This is a genomic window from Pseudomonas sp. W2Aug9, from assembly GCF_023127755.1.
Taxonomy (GTDB): Bacteria; Pseudomonadota; Gammaproteobacteria; order Pseudomonadales; family Pseudomonadaceae; genus Aquipseudomonas; species Aquipseudomonas synxantha_A.
In genome coordinates, this window is sequence record NZ_SPKL01000037.1 from 403060 (window position 1) to 424788 (window position 21729).

The 21729-nt window shown below is 57.3% G+C and carries 22 protein-coding genes; 16 read left to right on the plus strand and 6 right to left on the minus strand.

Annotation, left to right across the window (positions count from 1 at the left end; all coding sequences use genetic code 11):
• Positions 1-9 precede the first annotated feature (9 nt).
• Positions 10-675: a bifunctional 4-hydroxy-2-oxoglutarate aldolase/2-dehydro-3-deoxy-phosphogluconate aldolase gene (locus E3O56_RS26385; protein ID WP_032803689.1), complete on the plus strand. Its 666-nt coding sequence runs from the start codon at positions 10-12 to the stop codon at positions 673-675.
• A 202-nt stretch (positions 676-877) separates the two neighbouring features.
• On the opposite strand, the gene E3O56_RS26390 is transcribed toward E3O56_RS26385, so the two are convergent.
• Together E3O56_RS26390 and E3O56_RS26395 are read right to left on the minus strand one after the other, a co-directional pair.
• Positions 878-2053 carry an aminotransferase class V-fold PLP-dependent enzyme gene (locus E3O56_RS26390; RefSeq protein WP_032879761.1) on the minus strand — a complete coding sequence of 392 codons (1176 nt, stop codon included), beginning with the start codon at positions 2051-2053 and terminating at the stop codon, positions 878-880.
• Positions 2054-2063: 10 nt separating this feature from the next.
• Positions 2064-2300: a DUF3820 family protein gene (locus E3O56_RS26395; protein ID WP_005790761.1), complete on the minus strand. Its 237-nt coding sequence runs from the start codon at positions 2298-2300 to the stop codon at positions 2064-2066.
• A gap of 204 nt (positions 2301-2504) precedes the next feature.
• On the opposite strand from E3O56_RS26395, the gene E3O56_RS26400 reads away from it, so the two are divergent.
• Entirely contained in the window at positions 2505-2972 is a 468-nt protein-coding gene (locus tag E3O56_RS26400; RefSeq protein ID WP_003175720.1) for a PA2169 family four-helix-bundle protein, read from the plus strand.
• A gap of 144 nt (positions 2973-3116) precedes the next feature.
• Here the strand turns inward: E3O56_RS26400 and E3O56_RS26405 are convergent, their stop codons facing one another.
• Entirely contained in the window at positions 3117-3587 is a 471-nt protein-coding gene (locus tag E3O56_RS26405) for a MaoC family dehydratase (protein WP_003193747.1), read from the minus strand.
• Between the two features lie 56 nt (positions 3588-3643).
• The gene (locus tag E3O56_RS26410) at positions 3644-4588 is read right to left on the minus strand and encodes an alpha/beta hydrolase (protein WP_248129196.1); all 945 of its coding nucleotides are present in this window, start codon (positions 4586-4588) and stop codon (positions 3644-3646) included.
• Positions 4589-4798: 210 nt separating this feature from the next.
• On the opposite strand from E3O56_RS26410, the gene fadD2 reads away from it, so the two are divergent.
• From fadD2 to E3O56_RS26445, 7 genes are all read left to right on the plus strand, one after another.
• Positions 4799-6487 (plus strand): long-chain-fatty-acid--CoA ligase FadD2, encoded by a 1689-nt coding sequence (gene fadD2 / locus E3O56_RS26415; RefSeq protein ID WP_078822156.1) that lies wholly within the window; start codon positions 4799-4801, stop codon positions 6485-6487.
• A gap of 381 nt (positions 6488-6868) precedes the next feature.
• Positions 6869-8560 carry a long-chain-fatty-acid--CoA ligase FadD1 gene (gene fadD1, locus E3O56_RS26420; protein ID WP_005790755.1) on the plus strand — a complete coding sequence of 564 codons (1692 nt, stop codon included), beginning with the start codon at positions 6869-6871 and terminating at the stop codon, positions 8558-8560.
• Positions 8561-8732: 172 nt separating this feature from the next.
• Entirely contained in the window at positions 8733-9521 is a 789-nt protein-coding gene (locus E3O56_RS26425) for an SDR family oxidoreductase (RefSeq protein WP_248129197.1), read from the plus strand.
• A gap of 299 nt (positions 9522-9820) precedes the next feature.
• Positions 9821-11173: a 3-phosphoshikimate 1-carboxyvinyltransferase gene (gene aroA, locus E3O56_RS26430; RefSeq protein WP_032879766.1), complete on the plus strand. Its 1353-nt coding sequence runs from the start codon at positions 9821-9823 to the stop codon at positions 11171-11173.
• Positions 11174-11237: 64 nt separating this feature from the next.
• Entirely contained in the window at positions 11238-12017 is a 780-nt protein-coding gene (locus E3O56_RS26435) for a phytanoyl-CoA dioxygenase family protein (RefSeq protein ID WP_148852596.1), read from the plus strand.
• A gap of 14 nt (positions 12018-12031) precedes the next feature.
• Positions 12032-13762, plus strand: a complete 1731-nt coding sequence (locus E3O56_RS26440) for a thiamine pyrophosphate-binding protein (RefSeq protein ID WP_078822152.1) — start codon at positions 12032-12034, stop codon at positions 13760-13762.
• Positions 13763-13772: 10 nt separating this feature from the next.
• On the plus strand, positions 13773-14960 hold the full coding sequence (locus tag E3O56_RS26445; RefSeq protein ID WP_148852594.1) for a multidrug effflux MFS transporter: 1188 nt from the start codon (positions 13773-13775) through the stop codon (positions 14958-14960).
• A 61-nt stretch (positions 14961-15021) separates the two neighbouring features.
• Here E3O56_RS26445 and E3O56_RS26450 read toward each other — a convergent pair whose 3' ends face one another.
• Entirely contained in the window at positions 15022-15399 is a 378-nt protein-coding gene (locus E3O56_RS26450; protein ID WP_005790741.1) for a hypothetical protein, read from the minus strand.
• Positions 15400-15596: 197 nt separating this feature from the next.
• Between E3O56_RS26450 and E3O56_RS26455 the strand changes: the two genes are divergently transcribed.
• The 3 genes from E3O56_RS26455 to def all read left to right on the plus strand — a co-directional run bounded on the left by E3O56_RS26455 (position 15597) and on the right by def (position 17454).
• On the plus strand, positions 15597-15782 hold the full coding sequence (locus E3O56_RS26455; protein WP_032879770.1) for a CsbD family protein: 186 nt from the start codon (positions 15597-15599) through the stop codon (positions 15780-15782).
• Positions 15783-15961: 179 nt separating this feature from the next.
• Positions 15962-16918, plus strand: coding sequence for a YihY/virulence factor BrkB family protein (locus tag E3O56_RS26460; RefSeq protein ID WP_223017842.1), 957 nt, complete (start codon positions 15962-15964; stop codon positions 16916-16918).
• Positions 16915-17454, plus strand: coding sequence for a peptide deformylase (def, locus tag E3O56_RS26465; RefSeq protein WP_005790734.1), 540 nt, complete (start codon positions 16915-16917; stop codon positions 17452-17454). The genes E3O56_RS26460 and def overlap by 4 nt, the downstream gene beginning before the upstream one ends.
• Positions 17455-17584: 130 nt before the next feature.
• Here the strand turns inward: def and E3O56_RS26470 are convergent, their stop codons facing one another.
• Complete coding sequence (locus tag E3O56_RS26470) at positions 17585-17998, minus strand: GNAT family N-acetyltransferase (protein ID WP_103734756.1); 414 nt, start codon at positions 17996-17998, stop codon at positions 17585-17587.
• Positions 17999-18298: 300 nt separating this feature from the next.
• On the opposite strand from E3O56_RS26470, the gene E3O56_RS26475 reads away from it, so the two are divergent.
• From E3O56_RS26475 to E3O56_RS26490, 4 genes are all read left to right on the plus strand, one after another.
• A complete protein-coding gene (locus tag E3O56_RS26475; protein ID WP_078822148.1) occupies positions 18299-19228 on the plus strand; it encodes a fatty acid desaturase in 930 nt (309 codons plus the stop codon).
• 9 nt (positions 19229-19237) lie between these two features.
• Positions 19238-20029, plus strand: coding sequence for a PhnD/SsuA/transferrin family substrate-binding protein (locus tag E3O56_RS26480; protein ID WP_248129198.1), 792 nt, complete (start codon positions 19238-19240; stop codon positions 20027-20029).
• A 108-nt stretch (positions 20030-20137) separates the two neighbouring features.
• Entirely contained in the window at positions 20138-20647 is a 510-nt protein-coding gene (locus E3O56_RS26485) for a sigma-70 family RNA polymerase sigma factor (protein ID WP_248129199.1), read from the plus strand.
• Between the two features lie 62 nt (positions 20648-20709).
• Positions 20710-21651 (plus strand): aliphatic sulfonate ABC transporter substrate-binding protein, encoded by a 942-nt coding sequence (locus E3O56_RS26490; protein WP_216092006.1) that lies wholly within the window; start codon positions 20710-20712, stop codon positions 21649-21651.
• The last annotated feature ends 78 nt before the right edge of the window (positions 21652-21729 follow it).

Here is a 21729-nt window from a genome sequence, read left to right on the forward strand (position 1 = left end):
TCAGCCGCTATGAAAAGCCCTCAACCGACCGTGTCCATGGCGGATAAAGTTGCCTTGATCGACAGTCTCTGCGCCAAGGCGCGGATCCTGCCGGTGATTACCATCGCCCGCGAGCAGGACATCCTGCCGCTGGCCGATGCCCTGGCAGCTGGCGGTTTGACCGCGTTGGAAGTGACCCTGCGTTCCGAGTTCGGCCTCAAGGCCATTCAGGTCTTGCGCGAGCAACGTCCTGAACTGTGCACCGGTGCCGGTACCGTGCTTGATCGTCACATGCTCGAAGCGGCCGAAGTGGCAGGTTCGCAATTTATCGTTACCCCTGGCATTACCCGCGACCTGCTGGAAGCCTCGGTACACAGCCCGATCCCGCTGCTGCCGGGCATCAGCAATGCCTCCGGTATCATGGAAGGCTACGGCCTGGGTTACCGCCGCTTCAAGTTGTTCCCGGCCGAAGTCAGCGGCGGCGTCGCGGCCATCAAGGCGCTGGGCGGCCCGTTTGGCGAAGTGAAATTCTGCCCGACCGGCGGCGTTGGCCCGGCCAATATCAAAAGCTACATGGCGTTGAAAAACGTGATGTGCGTGGGCGGTAGCTGGATGCTTGATCCTGAGTGGGTCAGGAACGGCGACTGGGCACGCATCCAGGAAGTTACCGCACAGGCGCTGGCGCTGCTGGACTGAGCGGATTTACAGAATCGTTGTTGCTGTGCTTAACGGCATTTTTGCGGTGCACTTGGTCGGTGTGCCGCTTTTTTTTGCCTGCAGAAACCTCAAGAACACCGATGTTCAACTGTGGGAGCTGGCTTGCCTGCGATAGCGGTGGGTCAGCTGACATCTCTTGCGCTGATACACCGCCATCGCAGGCAAGCCAGCTCCCACATGTTTAATCTGTGCTCAACTGGTTAATGGCGTTGACTAGCACGTCGATGTCCGCTGCCGATGTCACCAACCCTGGTGTCACCCGAATACAGGTGCCAAACGACGCACCCACACGCGTGGTGGTAAACAAGTCGTAGTCCCTGAGCATACGATCCACCATCACCTGCTGATCCCGCCCGAGGAACTTGAACGCGGTGATCCCGCAATACAGCCGCGGATCATCCGAGGTCAGCACTTCAATGCCCGGCAAGGGGCGCACCTGGTTTACCCACAGATCCCGCAGGTAATTGACCCGCGCACCCTTGGCCGCGGCGCCACCCAATTGCCGATGTTCTTCAAACACCAACGGCAAGGTCATCAGCGCGGGAAAGTTCGGTGTGCTGTAGGACGTACGAGCGCGCACATCCGTGGCCGGGTAGTGAAACTCGCCCATGTCCGGGTCGATATCGGCCAGGCGCTCGGGGGCGATATATAAAAAGCCCAGGGTCAGCGGTGCACCCATCCATTTGTGCAGGTTGAAGCCCGCGAATTGGATGCCCAGTTCAGCCAGGTTGAACTCGAACTGGCCCAGGGCGTGGGCGCCGTCGAGGATCACGTCGATATGCTGTTCGCGTGCGGCCTTGGCAATGGCCGCAACGGGCATCACCAGGCCGGTGCGGTGAGTGACATGCGTCAGGGCCATCAGTTTAAGACGCGGATACTGCGCGAACGCCTTGTTATACGTCTGCACCAGGCTGTCGAAACTGGCCGGGTGGGTGTGTGACACCTCGATCACCTCCACGCCGCGAACATCGGCAAGCCAGCGCATGGCGCCCTTGACCGTGTCGTACTCCAAATCGCTGATCAGCACCTGGTCGCCGGGTTGCAGGCGGTTGTAGTTGCGGATCAGCGACTGTAAGGCTTCGGTAGCGTTGCGCGTGAAGGCGATCGACTCGGGGTCGACGTCAATCAATGCCGCCAGCGTGCGGCGAATCTCGACGTTTTCACCTTGCTCGAAACGTTGGCGCACATGCACCGAGTTGCTGCGGTTGATAAAGCTGATGTGCTCAAGGTATTGCGCCTGCACTGCACGGCTCATACGCCCGAAGTAGCCGTTTTCCAGGTTGATCGGCCCGGGTTGCAGGTCATAGCACTGGGCGATGGTGTGCCAGTGGCGTTCGTTGTCGGCATTCCTTGGCATGGCGAGTCTCTTAATGGCGGGGGGCAGGTTTGCCGTGTTTGGCCCGCAGTGGTTCGAGCAGTTCGGCCAGGCCGTTGTGGTCGATTTCCTGCATCAAGGCCAGCAGACCGCCCAATTCGCCGTGGGGGAAACCTTCACGGGCAAACCAGTTCAGGTAGGGGCCAGGCAGGTCGGCGATGATCCGGCCCTTGTATTTGCCGAAGGGCATTTCGCGGGTGATCAGCAGTTCGAGTTTTTCAGGATTCATGAGCTTCGCGGGATTGAGGCGAGGTCTTCGAAAATACAGGCATTCTGCATGAAGGCCAAATGACAGATCATGCAAATAACGCACATACAGATGGTTCAATATTTCATAACTTATTGAAATTAAAGGATAAGTTAATTCTTAAAAACCTGGCACGGGCGCTGCAATAACCAAGACACCCTTCTAACCCGTACAAGGAATTGAAAAATGACTGACATCAATAAAGAATCGATCTCCGTACTGAACGACCTGATCGAAACCAGCATCGACGGCCAAAAGGGTTTCAAGGAATGCGCTGAAGATATCAAGCATCCGGAACTCAAGGCTCTGTTTGCCAAGCGCTCTGCTGATTGCGCCACTGCCGCCGCTGAATTGAAAACCGCCGTGCGTGCCCTGGGTGGCGATCCGGAAGATTCCGGCAGCGTAGCGGGTGCTCTGCACCGTGGCTGGGTCGACGTGAAGTCGATGGTCACTGGCAAGGATGAAGAAGCGGTACTGAACGAAGCCGAGCGCGGTGAAGACCACGCACTGAAGGCTTACCGTGAAGCGATCGAGAAGATCAACAAGCACAACCTGCTGGGTATTCGTGACCTGGTGGAGCGTCAGTACCACGGCGTACAGCGCAACCACGACCAGGTAAAAGCCCTGCGTAACCAGGCTCGTGCTCAGTCGTAAGACCCGCACTGTAGCAACTGTGGGAGGGGGCTTGCTCCCGATGGCGGTGAATCAGTCGACCTATTCAGTGACTGACTCACCGCCATCGGGGGCAAGCCCCCTCCCACATTTTGCATTGAGTGACTTTTAAGGTTGCGCTTAGCCTCAGCCGATGCTGATCGGCGGCAACTCTGTCAGGGTCACAACCTGTTGCTTGCGCGGCGCGAGGATCTCTGCCTCGCCATCCACCACCAGCTCATCACGCTGGTTGAACACCCGCGTGGCAATGCGCACACGGAACTTCGGCAGCTTTTCGAGAATTTCCAGGCGCACGGTGAGGGTGTCGCCAATCTTGACCGGCTTCTGGAAGGTCATTTGCTGGCCGATGTAGATAGTGCCCGGCCCAGGCAGCTCGCAGGCTACGGCCGCACTGATCAGCGCACCGCTGAACATGCCGTGGGCAATGCGCTCCTTGAACATGGTTGCCTTGGCGTATTCGGCATCCAGGTGCACCGGGTTGTGGTCGCCGGACATGGCGGCAAACAACTGGATATCACGCTCTTCGACGGTCTTGCTGAAGCTGGCGGTCTGGCCCACTTCGAGCGCCTCGTACGGGGTGTTGGTTACCTGGGTCATCTAAAGGTGCATCCTGTGGCTTATCGGTAATTAATCGGCTGATTTTAAAGCAAAAACTATTCGCAGCGGGCTGGCCTGCGCAACGTCAGCGCCTGTTCCAGCCAGCTCAGAAGGTCGGCGGTGACTTCATCACGGTTGGTTTCGTTGAATACTTCATGCCGCGCCTGCGGGTAGAGGTTCAATTGTATGTTCTGGCAGCCGGCCTCACGCAGGGCATGGGCCAGGTCCTTGAGACGCTTGCCTTCACTTACCGGATCACATTCGCCGCCCATCACCAGGATCGGCAAGCCCGGGTCGATCTGCGCGAGATTGGACGCTTTGCTGATTTGCTGCAAGCCGCCCAGCAGGTCGATCCACAACTGGTTGGTGCAGCGAAAACCGCAGAGCGGGTCGTTGATGTACTTGTCGACTTCGTCCGGGTCGCGGCTCAGCCAGTCGCAGGCGGTGCGATTGGGTTTGAACGCTTTGTTGAACGAGCCGAATGACAGGAACTCGATCAACGCACTGCGGCCGCGCAACCCCTGGCGCATGCGTTCGATACGTGCGATCAGCCGTGCCGCGCTATACAACGCTACCGGCTGGAAATTCGAACCGCTGAGAATCGCGCCATGCAGGCTGGCGCTGTGGTGCAGCAAATAGCCCTGGGCGATGTAGCTGCCCATGCTGTGGCCGAGCAAAATAATCGGCAGGCCCGGTTTTTGCTGGCCGATATGCTGGTTGAGGCTGGCCAGGTCGCCGACCACTTTGTTCCAGCCATCCTTTTCAGCGTACAGCCCCAGGGTGCCCTCATCGGCAGTACGCCCATGACCGCGCTGGTCCAGCGCATACACCCCGTAGCCGGCGCTGCACAAGGCGTCGGCCAGGCGAGCATAACGACCACTGTGTTCGGCCATGCCGTGGGAGAGCATCACCACCGCCTTGGGCGGGGTGTCTGGCAGCCATTGATTGACGTACAGGCGGCTGTGGTCATTCGCGGTCAGCCAGAAGGTGCTGTGGGTCATGGCGGCTTCCTTTGCTCAGGGTCGTTGCAGTGTATAGCTCATTCGCAGAGTTGCGGGGTATCTGCCTACACGTTAGACGCAAGATTCATACAATCAATGACACGATTTAGCGTATTTGCCTGTTTGCTCATAGCTGCTAACGTCCCCAAAGCTCCGCTTTTTATAAACGCTTAAAGCGGCCGGACATACTCAGGTAAGAGGACAAGAATAATGCAACCTGATTTCTGGAATGACAAACGCGCAGCGGGCGTTCCCAATGACATCGACCTCACAACCTACAAGTCGGTGATCGAAGTTTTCGAGCGTTCCTGCAAGACCTTTGCCGACCGTCCGGCGTTCAGCAACATGGGCATTACCCTGACCTACGCCGAGCTTGAACGCCAGAGTGCGGCGTTCGCCGGTTACCTTCAACAGCACACCGACCTCAAGCCTGGCGAGCGCATCGCGGTGCAAATGCCTAATGTGCTGCATTATCCGGTTGCGGTATTCGGCGCATTGCGCGCCGGGCTGATCGTGGTCAATACCAACCCGCTGTACACCCCCCGCGAGATGCGCCACCAGTTCAAGGACGCAGGTGTGCGGGCGCTGGTGTACCTCAACCTGTTCGGTTCGCGGGTGCAGGAGGTCTGCACCGACACCGAGATCGACTACTTGATCGAAGCCAGGATGGGCGACTTCATGCCCGCCGCCAAAGGCTGGCTGGTCAACACCGTGGTCGACAAGGTGAAGAAGATGGTCCCGGCCTACCACCTGCCACGGGCTGTGTCGTTCAAGCGTGCGTTGCGCATGGGCGCGGGCCTTGGGGTGACGCGCCATCCGGTAACCCTGGACGATATTGCCGTGCTGCAATACACCGGCGGCACCACCGGCCTGGCCAAGGGCGCGATGCTCACCCATGGCAACCTGGTGGCGAACATGCAGCAGGTGCGGGCGTGCATGTCGCAACTGGGTGAAGACGGCCACCCGCTGATCAAGGAAGGGCAGGAGGTCATGATCGCACCGCTGCCGCTGTACCATATCTATGCATTCACGGCGAACTGCATGTGCATGATGGTGTCCGGCAACCACAACGTGCTGATCACCAACCCACGGGACATTGGCGGCTTTATCAAGGAGCTCAAGCAGTGGCGCTTCACCGGGCTGCTGGGGCTCAACACCCTGTTTGTGGCGTTGATGGATCACCCGGATTTCAAGAGCCTGGATTTCTCCCATCTCAAGATCACCAACTCCGGCGGCACAGCTCTGGTCAAGGCCACGGCGGAACGGTGGAAGGCGCTGACCGGTTGCTCCATCGGCGAAGGCTACGGCCTCACCGAAACCTCACCGGTGGCCAGCACCAACCCATACGGCGGCCTGTCGCGCCTGGGGACCGTGGGCATTCCGGTGCCGGGCACCGCCATGAAAGTGGTTGATGATCAAGGGCACGAACTGCCGTTGGGTGAGCGCGGCGAGTTATGCATCCAGGGCCCGCAGGTGATGAAGGGGTACTGGCAGCAACCCCAGGCCACCGCCGAAACCCTGGACGCTGAAGGCTGGCTCAAGACCGGTGACATTGCCGTGATCGACACCGACGGCTATGTCAGCATTGTTGATCGCAAGAAAGACCTGATTATCGTCTCCGGCTTCAATGTCTATCCCAACGAAATCGAAGATGTGGTGATGGCCCACCCGGCCGTAGCCAGCTGCGCGGTGATCGGCGTGCCGGACGAGCGCACGGGGGAGGCGGTGAAGCTGTTCGTGGTAGCGCGGGCCCAAGGGGTGAGCATTGAGGAGCTGAAGGCGTACTGCAAGGCCAATTTCACGGGGTACAAGGTGCCCAAGCACATTGTGCTGAGGGAGTCTTTGCCGATGACGCCGGTGGGGAAAATTCTGCGGCGCGAGCTTCGCGACATCGCCTGAATTGAAATAGGGTCAAAATGTGGGAGGGGGCTTGCTCCCGATAGCGGTGGATCAGCCAAAGACTCTGTTGACTGACACACTGCTATCGGGAGCAAGCCCCCTCCCACATTTGTTATCCGTCGCCCAGGAAAGCCCATTCCAGAGCGTATTTCATTGATATAGAATTTTTGCTCTAAAAGTGACCATTGGATATTCTTGAGTCATGTTTATGACTGTAGGGCCCTCTTTTGGCTCTAGGCGGCCCTCGGCAAAGCTGCTACTCTCGGCGCGCTTTGTGACGTCTCGGCCTGCTTGAAAGCGCCAGATTCACCTAAAAACATACACCAATAATAATCGCATCAAATGCGATGATGAATTCGCGTCGCTGAGGAGTGGGCTTCCATGAATGAAGACTTTTGGAAGGATAAGTACCCCGCCGGGATTGCTGCACAGATCAATCCAGACGAGTATCCGAATATTCAGGCGGTACTGAAGCAGTCCTGCCAGCGCTTCGCCAACAAACCGGCTTTCAGCAACCTGGGCAAGACCATCACCTACGGTGAACTCTACGAATTGTCCGGGGCATTTGCCGCGTATCTGCAACAGCATACCGACTTGAAGCCTGGCGATCGAATCGCCGTGCAACTGCCCAACGTCCTGCAATACCCGGTCGCCGTGTTCGGCGCCATTCGTGCCGGCCTGATCGTGGTCAACACCAACCCGCTGTACACCGCGCGGGAAATGGAACATCAATTCAATGATTCCGGGGCCAAGGCCCTGGTTTGCCTGGCCAACATGGCGCACCTGGCTGAAAAAGTCGTGCCCAAGACCGCCGTCAAGCATGTGATCGTCACTGAAGTCGCCGACCTGCTGTCGCCGTTCAAGCGCCTGCTGATCAACAGCGTGATCAAGTACGTGAAGAAGATGGTCCCGGCCTATCACTTGCCCCAGGCCATCACGTTCAATGACGTGCTTGCCAAGGGCCATGGCCAGCCGGTGAATGATGTCAGCCCGGCCAGCAGCGATGTGGCGGTGTTGCAATATACCGGTGGTACCACCGGTGTGGCCAAGGGCGCGATGCTGACCCACCGCAACCTCGTCGCCAACATGCTGCAATGCAAGGCGCTGATGGGGTCCAACCTCAACGAAGGCTGCGAGATCCTGATCACACCGCTGCCGCTTTACCACATCTATGCCTTCACCTTTCACTGCATGGCGATGATGCTGATCGGCAACCACAACATCCTGATCAGCAACCCGCGTGACCTGCCGGCGATGGTCAAGGAACTGTCGAAGTGGAAGTTCAGCGGGTTCGTCGGCTTGAATACCCTGTTCGTGGCGCTGTGCAACAACGAAGCCTTCCGCAAACTCGATTTCTCCGCGCTCAAAGTCACCCTGTCGGGCGGCATGGCCCTGCAATTGGCGGCCGCCGAGCGTTGGAAGGCCGTGACCGGCTGTGGTATCTGCGAAGGCTACGGCATGACCGAAACCAGCCCGGTGGCCACGGTGAACCCGATCCAGCATATCCAGATCGGCACCATTGGCATTCCGGTACCGTCCACAGTGTGTAAAGTCATCGCCGACGACGGTACCGAGTTGGCGCTGGGTGAAACCGGCGAGCTGTGCGTCAAGGGCCCGCAAGTCATGAAGGGCTACTGGCAGCGCGAAGACGCCACCGCCGAGATGCTCGACAGCGAAGGTTGGCTGAAAACCGGTGACATCGCGATCATCCAGCCAGACGGCTATATGCGCATTGTCGACCGCAAGAAAGACATGATTCTGGTCTCCGGCTTCAACGTCTACCCCAACGAACTGGAAGACGTACTGGCAGGCCTGCCGGGCGTGTTGCAGTGCGCAGCCATCGGTGTGCCGGACGAGAAGTCCGGAGAGCACATCAAGATCTTCATCGTGGTCAAGCCAGGCGCCACCCTCACCAAGGACCAGGTGATGGAGCACATGCGCGCCAACGTCACCGGCTACAAGGTGCCCAAGGCTGTTGAGTTCCGTGATGCGTTGCCTACAACTAACGTCGGCAAGATTCTGCGGCGTGAATTGCGTGATGAAGAACTGAAAAAGCTGGGTGTGAAGAAATAGCCCGGTAAAGCGTGAATTGAAAAGTACCCCTCGCTGAGGGGTATTTTTTTGCCTCTGGCGCGGCGTAATGCCCGGCTTGTCACTCCACGGGCTTGTGTGATATCGACTAATAACGACGCACGCTCGCTAAATACGCGACGCTTGCAAGTTGACGGCTGATCGAGGAGTGATGATGGACTTAGGGATTAGAGGTAAATGGGCTGTCGTCTGCGCTGCCAGTAAAGGGTTGGGTTATAGCTGTGCCCAGGCGCTTGCGGACGAGGGGGTAAACATCGTGATTAACGCACGGGGCGCGCCTGACTTAGAGGCTGCCGCACAGCGTTTGAAACTCAGAAACCCTGAGGGAGAAGTCATCACGGTGGTAGGTGATATTACTGACCCTTCGATTCGCCAGGCATTGGTCGATGCTGCCCCGCAAGTTGATATATTGATCAATAATGCCGGGGGGCCCAAGCCTGGGAACTTTCGTGATTGGACCGATCAAGAGTGGCGTGCAGCAATTGATACCAATATGTTGGCACCTATCGAACTCATCAAGTCAGTGATCGATTCCATGGCAGGTCGAGGCTTCGGCCGGATAATCAATATAACTTCCGGCGCGGTTAAAGCGCCCCTGGATGCATTGGGGCTTTCAACCTCAGTCCGATGTGGGCTTACCGGTTTTGTGGCGGGCTTGGCGCGTCAGAAAGACTTCGCGTCGAGAAACACCACGATCAATAATATTCTCCCCGGTGCGTTCAAAACCGAGCGATTGGAAAATACCTTTCAAGTGGCGGCAGAGCGTTCAGGAAAAACAGCGAACGCTATGGCTGAAAGTCGACTGGCAACCATTCCGGCGGGGCGCTTTGGTGACCCGGCTGAGTTCGCTGCATTGTGCGCTTTTTTATGCAGTCATCAGGCTGCCTATGTGACCGGTCAGAACATCCTTATCGATGGCGGCGCCTACCCGGGTATCTTCTAATGGATAGCCAAAGATGTCGTTGTGCCATATGAAATATTAGAATTTTTCAAATTTAAACCGCCAGCGATGGCGGTTTTTTTATGGGTTTTGCTTTTTTTTGTGTGCCGTAACGGATTGAAGTAAAACGAAAAAATTCAATGAGTCATAGATTGGATCCAATCTTATTCCATTTTGTTATTTGAAACGCGTTAAACCCTAGGATAGGTTTTTAGTGGTTGTAACAAGATATTTCTGTCGCGTCGGTGAGCGTAATGCCCGCTCGCCGATCACATTGGATCTACTGTCTTAGGGAGCAATGCATGTCGACCCAAAAACGCTTGAAAGTCTTTCCTACCTCATCGATCGGCACTATCGCCACCATCCCGTCCTCAAAACCTGAAACACAACGGGCAATTATTGCCGCCAGCCTCGCCTCGGGAACTTCTTATATTTACAACGACCTTCGTTGCCTTGAAACCGAAACAATGAAAAAGGCATGTCGTAGTATTGGTGCAATTATTGAGGAGCAACCAGGCAGATTAGTGGTAACTGGCACAGGCGGCTTGATCAAGCCCGAAAAGAAGGTGATCGACGCTCTAGGCTCCGGGTTGGTATTTCGAGTGTTTGCTGCGTTGACGTGCTTTACAACGACGCCGGCGGTTATTACCGGTGATGAAGTTCTGCGGGGGCGTGTCATGGAGCCTTTGTTTGTCGCCCTGGAAGGGCTGGGGGCCCATATTTCATGCATCAACCACAGTGGCAAGGCCCCGATTGTGAACTGGGGGGGTTATAAAGGGGGAGAGTGTACGATTGAGGGCAATATCAGCTCGCAATTCATCACTGCGATTCTGTTCTGCGCCCCCCTCGCCAAACAACCTACGGTGGTGAATATCCGCGGTGAAATTCTGTCGCTTTCGTATATCAAGCAGACTTTGGAAACCCTCAGCACTGCGGGGATCAGCTATGAGGTGAACGCTGACTATTCACAAATTACGGTGTATCCCGGCCACTATCGCAGCGCGAACTATACGATCGTCGGTGACTACACCTCATCGTCCTATTTGATCGCGGCCGGCATCATCTTTCCGGGCGAGTTGACGCTCAAGAACATGAACAGCAAGAGTTTGCAGGGCGAGCGTGCGATTCTCAAAGTGGCCGAGGCGCTGGGCGTCAATGTTGAGTTCAATGACGCTGCCAATGAAGTACGCATTGTTAATAAGTTGGCTGAGTTAAAAGGCAAGTATCATTTCGATGCGAGTGATTACCCCAATATTGTGCCGACACTGGCGGCGATCGGTGCTTATGTGCAGGGTGAGTTCAAAGTGACCGGCGGCTCCATTACGCGCTTGCACAAGTCGCCACGCATTGAGGCGATGGTGACCGAGCTGGTGAAAATGGGTGTGGACATACAGCCGTTGTTTAAAAACGGCGTCTACGATGGCTTCGTTATTCGTGGTGAACCGAGTTACGCCGGTGATGCAGTGTTGTCAGCCTGGGGTGACCATCGAATTTTCATGTCATTGTTTGTGGCTTCCTTGCGGTGCCAACAGCTTAATGAGTTGGATGGTTATCAGGACGTTCATTGTTCCTTTCCGGATTTCTTCCAGGAGTTTGAACGTCTGGGCGTGTCGTTTGAAGAAAGCTCGACAGCTGCCAAGCATGTTGAAGTCTGACTTTTTATCTTTGAATTAAAGGGAGGGTGGCCTGGGTCACCCTCTATATAACGGATTATAGATCATGAACTTTCGAGAAAAGCTTGAGCGGGATGGGTACGTCGTTATTCCAGGAGTACTCTGCAGCGAGCAGGTGGAAAAGTTGCGTAAAACGTATGTCCATAGTTTGGCAGAGACCGAGCAGAGCACGCTGTTGCCAACGGCGTTTCTGCAATTTAGTGATATGGTCAATGCACTGCTCCATCCTGGTGCTATTCAGGCGATAAAGGATATTTTTCAGTCGGATTTTTCGCTGTTACCGAATTTTACGGTGCGCGAGAGCGTTTATATACCATGGCACAATGATGCGTACTTTCTTCCCGACGAAGTGATTTCGCCTAGCGCATTTCCCGAATTCTTACAGTGTGCTTATTATCTTCAAGATAATGATCCTGTGTCGGGCGGCGGCATCACCTTACTGCCGGGGTCGCACAAGCTCAGTAAAGATGAAGTCAAGATCAGGCTCGCCGAGCCGGTAAAATTCGAGCGCACGATCATGAGTAAGGCCGGCGATCTGGTTATTTGGGATAATCGAGTAACTCATCGCAGCAGTGCGCCGGATCAGACGCCTGTGGAAACAAAGCTGGCCATTCAGTGGACTGTTTCTGCTTCGACCAAACATAACGCATCCTACATTACCTACCTGCGTGCCCGGGCTGAGCGCAGTCTGCATGTTTCGGACTATTTGCCCAACAGCCCCAAGCCATATTTTGCCGATATGCCCAATGTGCGCTACCCCTCTTCTTTTTCACAAGATGCCGTGTTGAAGATGAAGGGCGAGAACATCACATTTATCGAGATCTGAACAGGGGATTTGCAATGGAATTGCAAAGTACTGGCGAAACCGGTGCACATTACATTCTTCGCCAACTTCAGTCTTTGGGGGTTACGCACTTCTTCATGGTGCCTGGCAAGTTGATCAATGCGTTTATGCGTTGTTATCCCAGTGATGGCTCTACAACGCTTGACATTGAACCGGTGGTTACAGCGTGTGAAACAGGCGCGTCCTATATGGCCGAAGGCTATGCGCGTGCCAGTGAAACATTCGGGGTGTGCCTGGTGATAGGCGGGCCGGGTGTTACCAACGCGCTGACCGGGATCGCTTCCGCTTACACGGACCACCAGTCGGTCTTGCTCTTGTCGGGCCAGATTGCGTCATCGCTGGAAATGCAAAACGTGCTGCAGGACGGGAGCCAAACCGGCGTGAATCTGTGTGATGTATTCAAACCCATCACCCGCAGTGCCCTCGAGGTCAAGGCAGGGCAACCCTTGTCGGCGTTTTTGCGCGAATCGGTGCGGTTGTTGAAAGGCCTGGAAAAAGGCCCGACCTACTTGGCCGTCAGCAAGGAAGCACTGTACGAGAAATCCACGAGCCGCGCCGATATCGCTGCCAACGTACTGGAGTCGTGGAGCAACCAAGCGCTTGCCGTTGAAAAGATCAAAAGCGCGGCGATCAAGGCCGTGTTCAAGCGCTCGACCAATCTCGTCATTCTCGCGGGGCTACGTTGCAAAAACTCCAAGGTTGGCGCTGCGCTCCTGGCATTTTCCGAGCGCTTTTCGATTCCGGTCGCGACCACCTTGAGCGCCAAAGGGCTGTTCCCGGAGGACCATCCCAACGCTTTGGGCGTTTACGGTTATTCGGGAAACAAGCGCGCTATCGAGGCGTTCAAGGGCGGTGTGGACGGTGTGATTCTCCTTGGGCTCGATACCACTCAATGGAGCACCATGCTCTGGTCCCATGAGCTAAGGCCTCAATTTGGCGCGATCCAGGTGGATGAGAACCCAGATTATCTGGGACGGTATCTTGATATTGATCACGGTGTGGTGGCGACGGGGGAGGGTTTCCTGAGGCTGGTCAGCGAGGTTCACGCACAAGAGCTGGAGGCCAGCCAGGAGAGTCGCTCCAGATGGTCGAATGATCTTCAACGGGTGCCGCTGCATTACCCGGTCGATGCCAAAGCTACGGGCAATCTTGCCGACCATCCCGCCGCCTATATCCCGGTGCTGCAAGCGTTTTTCCCCAGTGATGGCGTGGTGTGTGTCGATTCGGGCTCCCATCGATCCTTCTTCGGCCACTACTGGACCGCGCGGGGAGCGGCGGCCTATTTATCGGCAACCACATTAGGCCCGATGGGCTGGAGTATCCCGGCAGGCATCGGTGCAAGTTTCGCCCGCCCCGATGGCAAAACCATGGTGATTACCGGTGATGGCTGCATGCTGATGCAGGGCCTTGAGCTATCGACCGCCGCGAAACATGGGTTGAATATCGTCTTCGTCGTTTTCAATAACCGGTCCTATTCGGCAAGTTACTTCAATAACAAAGACAACTTAGCCGCGCTGACGCAAATTCCCGATTACAACTGGTGCCTGTTTGCCCAGAGCCTGGGCGTGAGCGCGACGTGCGTGGACTCCCCACAGGCCTTGCAAGATTGTATTGAAAGCATCATGAGCACCGCCGCACCTCATCTGATTGAAATCAAATGCGACGGGCGACATACCACGCCCAATAGCGAATACGGCACACGCTTGAAAGACCATCCATTACTGTAAGGAGCCTGTCGTGAATTCTAGAATGGTGATCACCAACTCCTGCCTGATCCTGGTATTGGGGTTGTTTTCCATTGACTTGTACAACCCCGCCTTGCCGGAGATTGCACGGGTATTTTCAGTAACTGACGCGCAGTCCCAAAACCTGGTGGTCTTCTATCTGGCAGGCTTTGCACTGTCCCAGTTGGTGTATGGGCCGATCTCCGATAGAAAAGGGCGGGTACCGGTGATTATGGTCTCCCTTGCCCTCGGCGCCTTGGGCAATTACCTGACGTCGACGGCGGACAGTATTCAGGCGCTCTATCTGTTTCGTTTGTTAACAGGTATCGGTGCTGGCGGTTGCCCCGTGATAAGCCGGGCAATATTGAGCGATACGTTCAAAGATAAAACCGAGTTGTCCAAATCGCTGACGGTGTTCTCCATGGCGTCCCAGGTCTCGCCTGCGCTTGCGCCGGTGCTGGGTGGTTTTATTACTGCTGCACTTCCTTGGCAATATAATTTCTACGCACTGACCCTGATCACGCTGCTCGGCGCCGTATTTATCAAGGCCACACTGGTTGAAACAGCTCCGCTGCAGGGCGTGCCTTCCAAACGGCTTGAGGGTTTCAAAGTACTGCTGCGCGACTTCAACTTCATGGTTTACAGCCTGGTCTCTGCGGTACTGTTTGCGATCACCATCGGCTACTTCACCGCGAGCCCATTCATCTATCAATTGCAGTTCCATCTGCAGAGCCAGGAAAACGGCCTGCTGTTCGTTGGCTACTCTGCGGGTATCGTCTTGGGTTCTTACCTGACCAAGCGGTTTTTGAATCGTTACTCGCCTGAGCGCATCCTGATGACGTCCCTGGTGGCGCTGACGGTGTTGGCGGCGCTCGCTCCGCTGGTTCTCCAGGCATTCAAGCTGGTCACGGCCCCGGCGCTGGTGGCGTATGGCTTTTTGGTCGCTCTCGGCTGTGGCCTGTCCTCACCCTTGCTGTTGGGGATCAGTCTGCATGGCCAGGCAAAACATGCCGGTACCGGGAGTGCGCTGCAAGGCGCGATCAAGATGGCGGGCGCGGCAGTGGCGCTGTTCTTTTTCTCTGAGGGGCACACCAGCACCGCCATGGGGCTGATGATGGGGATTCTGGTCATGTCGCTGTTTTGCCTGTTTGCCATCGCCCTGGCTCAGCGCATTGCCGGTCGGTCAGTGGCAACCGCCTGAAAGTGCGCGAGAGCCTGACTGCTGGCACAGCAGTCACGCTCTCGCCGGTTAGGGGCGATGGTTACAGAGTGAACTGGGCAAAGCTCACGCCGGCACCCGCCGGGCGCACATCCTTGAGGAACGAGTCCTTGTCGGCGCTCAGTTCCAGGGTAATCTCCGGCTTGCGCTTGCCCGCATTGCGTACCACCAACCCTTCCAGCTTTTCGCGCAGAAACACAGTCGGCACCTTCAGGTGCAACAACTGGTCCGTCTCGGCGTTATGCATCAGCAGATGGATCCACTCGTACTGGCCCACGGCAATCCGCGCAACGGGCAGGTCGAACCACCAGATGTTGCGCTTGTGGTCCAGGTCGGTGAAATGGCAGTTGTTGACGCCGAGTACGGCACCGCCCAGTTCCTGGTTTCTGCGGGCGATAGCCTGTGCTTTATTGAGTTTCATAACCTTCCTACGGGATCTGTTATTCAGCGTTGCAGCCTGAATGTGCCGGGCATTCTCGTGGGTTGGCCGCAAAACATAAAGCCAAACCTGCGGCAGGCGATAAAATGCCTCGCGAAAATAATTGAAACTCTGCCGAAGCGCCCTGGGTCAACCTCTACGTAATGACCAAAACCCTCGATTGTTCCAGGAGAAATACCATGAGCAGCACATCGGATAAGGCAAAAGGTTTGGCGAACGAAGCGGTCGGCAACATCAAGCAGGGTGTCGGCAAAGTCACAGACAACGACAAGCTGCGTGCTGAAGGCGTGATCCAAGAGAAAAAAGGTGAAGCGCAGCAAGCAGTCGGGAAAACCAAGGACGCGGTGAAAAAAGCCACCGAATAAGGCGTTCTCCTGGGTTTGCCCAGCAGTATGGCGGCCATCCACGGATGGCCGTTTTTGTGTGAACTGTTGCAACTAAATTTTGGAAATTGTTTCAAAGTCGCCAAATGGGCTACTTTGATGTAGAAAACGGCCCCTGAGTCGCCCACGAACTCAACCTCTTTGCGGCGAAAGGAGACGCTATGATTTTTCCGGTACTCGATGGTCTCAAGCTGCACAAGGTGCTGATACGCACCGTCAAGGAATTCGTCGATGACGAGATGCCTACCTACGCTTCGGCACTGGCTTATCAGATGCTGTTCTCCTTGTTTCCCTTCCTGCTGTTCCTGATTGCCCTGATCGGTTTCCTGCATCTGCCGGACTTCTTCACCTGGCTGCGCCTGCAGTCGGAGCTGGTGTTGCCGCCCCAGGCGCTGGAGCAGGTCAACCCGGTCATCGACCAGTTGCAACAGTCCAAGGGCGGCCTGCTTTCGGTTGGTATCGTCATCGCGCTGTGGACCGCCTCTGCGGGCGTACGCCTGATGATGAGTGCGATGAACGCGGCCTATGACGTCGTCGAAGGCCGGCCGATCTGGAAGCGCTTCCCCCTGTCGATTTTCTACACCGTCGGCATTGCCGGCATGTTGCTGGCCGCCGCTGCGCTGATGGTGCTTGGCCCGCAGGTCATGGAGTGGCTGGCCGGGCAGATCGGCATGCAGGAGTTCGTCGTCACCCTGTGGACCATCCTGCGCTGGCCATTGATCGTGATCCTGCTGATGTTCGCCGTGGCACTCATGTATTACGTGATGCCGGACGTCGAGCAGAAATTCCGCTTCATTACCCCAGGCTCGGTGTTGGCCGTGGTGGTGTGGATCGTGGCTTCCCTGGGCTTTGGTTATTACGTCAAGACCTTCGCCGACTACAACGCCATGTATGGCAGCATCGGCGCGATCATTGTCCTGCTCCTGTACTTCTATATTTCCTCCGCCGTGTTACTGCTGGGTGCGGAGATGAATGCCGTGATCGAACACATGTCGGCCGAAGGCAAGGACCCAGGTGAAAAGGAGTTTGACGAACCCGGTCACACCGATGAAAAACAGCACGTCTCGGGCCTAGGCCGGGACCACTCCAAGCCCACTCCTGAAGAAGTGCCGCGATGATCCGTGAAATCCTGAAAATGGGCGACGAACGCCTGCTGCGTATCGCCCCACCGGTACCGCCGGAAATGTTCGACAGCCCCGAGTTGTGGCAACTGATCGACGACATGTTCCAGACCATGGAACACGTGGGCGGTGTTGGCCTGGCTGCACCGCAGATTGGTGTCGACCTGCAACTGGTGATTTTTGGTTTCGAGGCCAGCGAACGCTACCCGGAGGCGCCGCCTGTACCGCAGACCATCCTGATCAACCCGCTTATCACGCCCCTGAGCCCGGTGCTGGAAGAGGGCTTCGAAGGCTGCCTGTCGGTGCCGGGTTTGCGCGGCGCCGTGAACCGTTATCAACAGATCCGCTACGAAGGTTTCGACCCCAAGGGCGAGCCGATTGTGCGTTTTGCTGACGGCTTTCATGCACGGGTGGTGCAGCATGAGTGCGACCACTTGATCGGTCGGCTGTACCCGTCGCGGATCACTGATTTCAGCAAGTTCGGGTTTATCGAAGTGATGTTTCCGGAATTGGATCCGACAGCTGACGAATAAACACCAGGCTACCTGAGGTCCCAATGTGGGAGGGGGCTTGCTCCCGATAGCGGTGGACCGGTCGACATTTCAGCGACGGACACTCCGCCATCGGGAGCAAGTCCCCTCCCACATTTTTATCCGGCATCATTCAGGTGATTGAGAACCCCATCGCAATCATCGGCTTGTTCCGTTTGTAGCGCACCAACCGCTCGCTGAGGGACTGCGGCAGCAGCGTGTCCTGACTGAACCCCATACGCTGATACAACCCCTCCAGATCCGGATGGCACAGCAGCCACACCGTACCCTCCACTGCGGCTACCGCCTGCTCAATCAAGCGTGCCGCCAACCCCTGGCCGCGATAGGCCGGATCGACAAACACCCCCGTCAGCCACTGCCCACCCACCACCGGGCTCAAGCACAACCCAGCCACGATCTCGCCGTCGCGAGCTACCCACAAACGGCCGCCCTTGAGGGCCTTCATCGAAGAGTTGTGGCTGCGGTAAAACTTGTTCAACAGTGGCCACAGAGGCTCTGCCAGCGGTTCGATGTGCAGTTCGGGCATGGTCTTTGGGCCAGCGGGGTCAGGGCTGGGGATTATAAGCGCCTTCTGCCGGGCAATAGGTGGTATACCCAGTGCTACATCCCCTTAAGTTGAGCATGCATCATGGCCAAAGGTATGGATTCAAAGAAAGCCGCGAAGAAAAAACCGGCAAAGACCGCCGATGAAAAGCGTGCGGACAAGAAAGCCAAGAAGTCCGAGACTGGCCTGTTCGGTCACTGAGTTACAAGCTTAGAACCAAAGGATCTGCAAGATTGGCGCGTCTCGCGGCACAGAGTAGGAAACACCTGCTCTGAGCTGCCGATGGCCAACTACCTTGACCTGAGCCACCGCCGGGAAATTCAAGCCCTGGCTGCAAGTTTTACTGCGAAGACCGAATGGCCGACCTGGCTGCTGTTGCTCGGCGTGTATGCCGGCTGGTTCGGTGTGTTGCTTGCCAGCCACTGGCTGGGCCTGTGGTGCAGCACCTTGTTGCTGATCCCATTAGTGACCCTCTGGCTGTCGCTGCAACACGAGTTGCTACACGGCCATCCCACCCGTTTGCCGTTGGTGAACAAACTGCTCGGTTACGCGCCGTTTGCCGTTTGGTACCCCTATACCCTGTATCGCGACAGCCACCTGTTGCATCATCACGACGAAGACCTGACCCTGCCCGGCATCGACCCGGAAAGCCGCTACCTTAACCAACAGCAGTGGGACGCCAGCTCGCGCTTGCAACGCAGCGTGCATTGGCTGACCAAGACCGTATTCGGTCGCTTGCTGCTGGCGGCACCCCTGGCCATCAGCCGGTTGGTGCACGATCAATGGCAACGCCTGCCAGAGGTTTGGCCGATGTGGCTGGCCCACGGCGCCGTGACCCTGTTGATGCTGGGTTTTATCGCCCATTACAGTGCCTTGCCGGTGTGGCATTACCTGCTGCTGGTGAGCGTGCCGGCCTTGTCGCTGGCGTCGATCCGTTCCTACTATGAACATCGCCCGCATCCGCGGCCGGAACAGCGCACGGTGCTCAACGAAGCGTCCTGGCCCTGGCGCTGGCTGTTCCTCAACAACAACCTGCACCTGGTGCACCACGACCTGCCGAAACTTCCCTGGTTCTTGCTGCCGAGGGTGTATCGCGCCCGCCGCGAGCAGTGGCTGACGCGCAGCGGTGGGTTCCTGGTACAAGGCTACGGCCAGTTGATCGGCCGCCATGGCCTCAAGGCTATCGACAGCCCTCGGCACCCCTTTGCCTGAGAGATGCCCATGAGTGAGCACTATGCCGAGTTGCGCATGTATGTCGCCCCGGAGCCCATCGAGCAAGCCAATCAACAGTGGCTTGCGCGCATCCTTGAGCGCTTGGGCCTGCATCGGCGTAACGCCGACCACCTCGACTTGCCCGGCCTGTGGCTGGCGCCAGAATTGCTCGTCACCCAAACCTGCGGCTACCCGCTGATGACCCAACTGCGTGGCCAGGTTCGCGTCGTCGGTCGCCCCCGCTACGAGCTGCCCCATAGCAGCAATGGCGAACACTGCAGCCTGTTGCTGAGCCGCGTTGACAACCCACGTACTATCCTGGCGCAGTTCTACAACAGCCGCGGGGTGATCAACGGCCACGACTCCAACAGTGGCATGAACCTACTGCGCCACTGCCTGGCACCGTTGCAGCGCGACGGGCGTTTCTTCGCCAGCGTCGCCGTCAGCGGTGCCCACCGTGAGAGCCTGCGCTGGCTGCGTGAAGATCGCGCGGACCTTGCTGCCATCGACAGCGTGACCTACGACTACCTGGCGCGTTTCGCGCCCGAAGAGGTCGCGGGTTTGCGCATGGTTACCCGCAGCGCGCCGAGCCCGACCTTGCCCTATATCGGCCCGCCGGGCTTGAGCGATGTGCAGCTGAAGCAGGTCCGCGAAGCGATGAACCTGGCGTTGCAAGACCTGCCGCAGGTGGCGCAAACCCTTGGTGTGCAAGCCGTGCTCCCCGCTAGCGAAGACGACTATCAGGTGCTGTTGGATTACCAACGGCAAGCCGCCAGCCTTGGCTATACGGATATTCAATAAAGCTATATAAAAATGCATTTTAAATATTATTAAAGAATAAGAGGCATTGCTAGGATCGCTCTACCGGAACACCGGACATAACGCGCACCCTACTCGACAGGAGCCACTATGTCCGGCGCCGACACCTCTCACCCCGCCTACGTGGGCGCACTGTTCCGCAGCCATTACGCCTGGTTGTGCAGCCGCTTGTATCGTCAACTCGATTCCCGTGCACATGCCGAAGACATCGCCGCCGACACCTTTGTCCAGCTCCTGAGCGCACTCGACGTCGCCCCGATCCGTCAGCCTCGCGCCTTGCTCACCACCATTGCCCAGCGCCTGATGTATCAGCTGTGGCGGCGACGTGACCTGGAGCGCGCCTATCTCGACGCCCTGGATAACGATGAAGCCTTTAGCGTGCCGTCCCCCGAAAACCTGGCCCAGACGTGCGAGGCGCTGCAGGCCGTCGACCAGTGGCTCGACGGCCTGCCGGCCAAGGTCAGAGCGACGTTCCTGTTGTCCCGACTCAATGGCCTGACGTACCCCGCGATCGCGGCCGAACTAGGAGTTTCCCAGCGCTCGGTCAGTGATTACATGGCCCGCGCCCTTAACGGCCGCCTGCGGTTGTACCTGGAATGAACGCCACGCCTGACTCACTGCACACGGCCAACCCGCTCACGATCACGACCATGAGGCAACCCATGAAAAAACTGAAAAAACTACTAGGGGGTTCGCTGCTGGCGCTCACCGTCCTGGCCCAGCCTGCGCTCGCCGCCGAACCTCCCACCCTGCGCATCGGCTACCAGAAAAGCTCGGTGAGTATGGTGCTCGCCCGTGAGCACAAGCTCTTCGAAGCTGCGCTGCCCGGCACCCAGGTGCAATGGACCGAATTCCTCGGCGGCCCGCCGCTGATCGAGGCACTCAACGCCGGCAGCCTGGACATCGGCAATATCGGCGACATCCCGCCGATCTTTGCCCAGGCGGCAGGCATCGACTTGCAGTACTTCGCCGTCGAGCCCAACGACGGCAAGACCGAAGCGGTGCTGGTGCCCAAGGCCAGCACCGTGCAGAACGTCGCGGAGCTCAAGGGCAAGCGCGTGGCGTTGCTCAAGGGCTCCAGTGCACACAACCTGTTCCTCAAGAGCCTGCTGCGCGCCGGTTTGCAATGGAAGGACGTGAACGTGGTGTACCTGTCGCCTTCTGACGGCCGTGCGGCCTTCGAACAAGGCAAGGTCGATGCCTGGGTGGTCTGGGACCCGTACTACTCGGCCGCCGTAGTCGACGGCTCTGCTCGCGTGCTGGGTGATGGCCAGGGCCTTAACCCTGCCGGCAGTTTTTTTGTGGTCAACGGCCCGTTCGCCCAGCAACATCCCCAGGCCATCGCCACCATTATCCAGACCCTCGGCAAGGCGCAGCGACTATCACTCGACCAACCCGATGAAAGCATCGCATTGATGGCCGGCACCCTTGGCCTGCCACCGGCGGTGGTCAAAAGCTACTTCGAGCATCGCTCGCCCGCGCCGATCCGTCCGTTGCAGGCGATCGACGTCGCCAATCAGCAGCGCACGGCGGACCTGTTTTTTGCCAACGGCCTGATCCCTAGAAAGGTCGACGTGCAGCAGATTGTCTTCAAGCCCGAATAAGCCCCTCTCATCGATTGAGCGCATTTCAGAACATGGGGTGCGCGCCGCCAGCGCCCGGTTGGCAATGCTGGCTGATTA